General features: G+C 66.3%; 6 protein-coding genes. All 6 read left to right on the forward strand.

The window, feature by feature from the left end; translation table 11 throughout:
• The first annotated feature begins 46 nt into the window (after positions 1–46).
• Positions 47–652: an SCO family protein gene (locus LCF60_RS23710; protein WP_292294997.1), complete on the forward strand. Its 606-nt coding sequence runs from the start codon at positions 47–49 to the stop codon at positions 650–652.
• Entirely contained in the window at positions 645–1,067 is a 423-nt protein-coding gene (locus tag LCF60_RS23715; RefSeq protein WP_292294998.1) for a disulfide bond formation protein B, read from the forward strand. The genes LCF60_RS23710 and LCF60_RS23715 overlap by 8 nt, the downstream gene beginning before the upstream one ends.
• Positions 1,064–1,717, forward strand: coding sequence for a thioredoxin domain-containing protein (locus LCF60_RS23720; protein ID WP_292294999.1), 654 nt, complete (start codon positions 1,064–1,066; stop codon positions 1,715–1,717). The genes LCF60_RS23715 and LCF60_RS23720 overlap by 4 nt, the downstream gene beginning before the upstream one ends.
• A 31-nt stretch (positions 1,718–1,748) precedes the next feature.
• Positions 1,749–2,207, forward strand: a complete 459-nt coding sequence (locus LCF60_RS23725; RefSeq protein ID WP_292295000.1) for a copper chaperone PCu(A)C — start codon at positions 1,749–1,751, stop codon at positions 2,205–2,207.
• On the forward strand, positions 2,207–2,845 hold the full coding sequence (locus LCF60_RS23730; RefSeq protein ID WP_292295001.1) for an SCO family protein: 639 nt from the start codon (positions 2,207–2,209) through the stop codon (positions 2,843–2,845). Before LCF60_RS23725 ends, LCF60_RS23730 begins: the two co-directional genes overlap by 1 nt.
• A gap of 88 nt (positions 2,846–2,933) precedes the next feature.
• The coding region (locus LCF60_RS23735; protein WP_292295002.1) for a permease at positions 2,934–3,811 on the forward strand (878 nt) is incomplete at its 3' end.

The following is a 3,811-nucleotide window of genomic DNA, read 5'->3' on the forward strand; positions in this document are numbered from 1 at the left end:
TTGTAAGCAGCGACCAAACAGCAGAATCACGAGGCATTCAGGGCGGATGACGAGACTTCAGAAAGTATTGTGGGCGGCGGTCGCCGTCGCCGTGATCGCCGCGGGGGGACTGGCTGTCTACGGATCGCGCGCGCCCGAAGTGGCGACAGACACCGCGTCCTCGGTGGCGGCGGCGTTCGAGTTGACGGACCATGACGGCGTCGTTCGAACCGCCGAGGATTTCCGGGGCAAGTGGAGCCTGGTATTCTTCGGCTTCACGAACTGTCCCGATATCTGTCCGACCACACTGGCGGAGATCGCGCAGGTCATGGACGACCTCGGCCCCCAGGCGGATGCGGTGCAGCCGCTCTTTATCTCCGTCGACAGCGAACGCGACCGGCCGGACCAACTGGCCGAATACGTGCCGCAGTTCCATCCGTCGATCCTGGGCCTCGCCGGCACGCCAGAGCAGATCGAGGCCGCCGCCGCGTCCTTCAAGATCTTCTACGAGCGCGTCCCAGAGGAAACTGCGCCCGACGGCTACACGATCGGGCATACGAGCCAAGTGTTCCTGTTCGATCCCGATGGCGGCTTCGTGCGGCTCTACGGCTACGGCACGCCCGCCCCGGAGATCACCGCGGACCTCCGCGCGCGGATCGATGCGCATGGATAGCCTGCGCGGTGAGAAGGCGCTGTTCTCGGCGTGGCTGGTGGCCCTCGTGGCCTCGCTTTCGGTGCTGTTCATCGGCGAGGTGCTGGGGCAGACGCCCTGTTCGCTCTGCTGGTTCCAGCGTGCCTTCATGTTCCCACTCGCCATCCTTCTCGGGCTCGGGCTCTGGTGGCGCGATCTGGCTGTGGGTCGCTATGGCACTGTCCTCGCACTGGCCGGCGCAGCGACCGCCCTCTGGCACCTCGCACTTTATGTCGGCCTGATCCCCGAGCGCATCCAGCCCTGTGCGGCCAGCGGCCCTTCCTGCACCGACGCCAACCAGCTGATCCTCGGCGTGCCGATCCCGGCATTGGCCCTTCTATCATTTCTTGCCATCGCGGCGCTCTGCGCCCTCTCGCGAAAGGGTGTTTCCACATGACCCGCAGACCGCTCATCCTGTCCATTCTTGCGCTCGCGCTTGCCCTGTTTGCGGGTGCCGCGTGGTTCGTCTCGCGCCCGAACACCCAGATCGCGACCGTGTCGCCAGAGGTGGCCGAAGCACTGGTGCGGCCATGGTCTCCTGTTCTGGGGCCTGAGAATGCCCCCGTTACCATCGTCGAGTTCTTCGACCCGGCCTGCGAGGCCTGCCGCGCCCTTCATCCCATCGTGAAGGACATCATGGCCGAACATGGCGATGCTGTGCGGGTCGTGGTGCGCTACACACCGTTCCACGGCGAAGTGTCCGAAGTCGCGATCCGCGTTCTTGAAGCCGCCCGGATGCAGGGCGTCTTCGAACCGGTGATGGACGCACTGATGCGCGAGCAGCCTCGCTGGGCGTCCCATGGCGGGATGCGGCCTGACCTGATCATCCGGATCGCAGGTGAGGCAGGGCTCGACGTTGCGGCGGCAGAGGCGCAGATCCGTGCGCCCGATGTCGTCGCGGTCCTGAATCAGGACCGGGCCGACGTGGAGGCGGTCGGGGTCCGCCAAACCCCCACATTTTTTGTAAACGAACGTCCGCTCGACCCCTTCGGCGAGGTCGAACTCCGCGCGCTCGTCGCGGAGGAAGTCCGCCGTGCGGGGTCGTGACGGGATGCAGATCAGAGTTTGGAGACCGAACATGAGACTATTTGGCATTGCGGCCTTTGCCCTCGCCCTTCTGACTACAGCGCCCCCCGTCCTCGCCGGCGGGGAGGATGTCGTCATCGAGGACGCCTGGTCGCGCGCCTCGATCGGGACGAGCCGGCCCGGCGTGGCCTACATGACGCTGCAAAACAACGGGGCCGAGCCGGTCGTGGTGACCGGCCTGCGCACCAACCTCGCGATGATGCCGATGATCCATGCTTCCGCGACCGATGCGCAGGGCGTCACGCGCATGTCGCACATGGAGGAGGTGGAGATCAAAGCGGGCGAAGCCGTCGCGCTCGAGCCCGGCGGCCTTCACGTCATGCTCATGGACCTTCAGCACCCGATGGTCGAGGGCGAGAGCTATGCCCTATCGGTGATCTTTGCCGACGGGACGGAGGCAACGGTCGAGGTGCCGATCCTCGGCATTGCGGCGCGGGGGCCCTCCGACTGATGCGGCGGCGCGCGCTCCTGCAATACGGCGCGCTTGGCCTCGGCGCGGGCGTGGCCACGCTCTTCGCGGGCTGGTGGCAGATCGACGGCCCTGACGCGCCGGATGCCTCCAACGGGCGCCCCTTGCCTCTGACCGCCATGGACTTCGCCCTGACCGACCACGAGAGGCAGCCCGTCGGGCCGCAGACGCTGATCGGACGCGCCTCTCTCGTCTTCTTTGGCTTCACTTGGTGCCCGCAGGTCTGCCCGACCACGCTCGCCGACATTTCGCACTGGCTCGACGGTCTCGGCACGGAGGCCGATGCCCTCGACGTCGTGCTGATCACTGTCGATCCGGAAAGGGATACCGTCGAGGCGATGGCCGAGTATGTCGGCTACTTCCATCCGCAGATCCGCGGCTGGACCGGCAGCCCGGCCGAGATTGCGCGCGCGGCGGAAGGGTTCCGGGTGCGCTACGAGAAAGCGCCCCTCGAAGGCGGCGACTACACGATGAATCACACGTCAGGCGTGTTCCTCTTCGACGCGGCGGGCGCGCTGGTCAGCATCATCGACTACCACGAGCTCCGCGAGTTCGCGCTCCCGAAGATTCGCCGCGCACTGGCGCGGAGCCCATCAGAAGCAGTATCGGGAACGGGCTGAGCGATCTCGTGCAGATATTCTCCAGAATCCTCTTGAACCTACAGCTGCTGGAGGTCCTATCTTCCGATCAGATGACGGAGAAGGCGACATGAACGACATCAGCCAAACGGCAAAAGCCCGGGACGCGGCCTCGACCTGCGATACCGGCGGTTTCGTTCTGCCGGGCGATCCCCCGCCGCTGCTTGCCTCCGCAAAGGCGGCGTCGTGTTGCGGCGGAAGCGAAGAGACGGCAGTTGCCTCTTGCTGCGGTCCGTCGGTGGGTGCGGATGCACCGCGATGGCGGCGTGTGGACTGGCTTCTCCGGGGCTCCGGCGCGGTGATCGGGGTCGCTTACATCGCGGCCTTCTTCCTGCCCCACGACGCGCCTTTCGGGCTGGGCGTCTTCACGCATGGTGTGCAGGAGATGATGAACCTGATGTGGTGGGGCATCCTCGTCGGCATGGTGGCGGTCGGTCTCATCGACCGCGTGCCGCGCGAGTTCGTGATCGGCATCATTGGCCGCGACCAAGGGGCGAAGAGCCTCGTGCGCGCAGTGCTGGCGGGCGTGCTGCTCGATCTTTGCAACCACGGCGTTCTGATGGTGGGAGCCAAGCTCTACGAGCGCGGAGCGAGCCTTGGCCAGGTCTTCGCTTTCCTGATCGCAAGCCCGTGGAACTCGCCGTCTCTGACGATCATCATCGGTGTGCTGATGGGCTGGGAGTGGATGGCGGTGTTTCTCGTGGCCTCGCTGGTGATCGCGCTGCTCACGGGCCTGGCGGTCGAGGCGTTGGAGCGCGCGGGCCGCGTCAAGCCGAACCCCAACCGCGTGAACCTGCCCGCCGACTTCCAAGTCTGGCGCGAGGCCAAGGCAGGGCTTCGGGCGACGCGCTTCGACGCGGCCTTCGCGAAGGACATCGCGAAGCGTGCCTTTCCGGCGAGCCGCATGGTCCTGCGCTGGCTCTTCTTCGGCGTGGTGCTAGCCGCGCT

It is taken from the genome of Marivita sp., assembly GCF_020055635.1.
In the GTDB taxonomy this organism is placed as follows: domain Bacteria; phylum Pseudomonadota; class Alphaproteobacteria; order Rhodobacterales; family Rhodobacteraceae; genus Marivita.

Bases quoted from the DNA above. Each gene is read 5' to 3' on its own strand.
- LCF60_RS23730 (WP_292295001.1), top strand. From the start codon at position 2,207: ATGCGGCGGCGCGCGCTCCTGCAATACGGCGCGCTTGGCCTCGGCGCG.
- LCF60_RS23720 (WP_292294999.1), top strand. From the start codon at position 1,064: ATGACCCGCAGACCGCTCATCCTGTCCATTCTTGCGCTCGCGCTTGCC.
- LCF60_RS23710 (WP_292294997.1), top strand. From the start codon at position 47: ATGACGAGACTTCAGAAAGTATTGTGGGCGGCGGTCGCCGTCGCCGTG.
- LCF60_RS23715 (WP_292294998.1), top strand. From the start codon at position 645: ATGGATAGCCTGCGCGGTGAGAAGGCGCTGTTCTCGGCGTGGCTGGTG.
- LCF60_RS23725 (WP_292295000.1), top strand. From the start codon at position 1,749: ATGAGACTATTTGGCATTGCGGCCTTTGCCCTCGCCCTTCTGACTACA.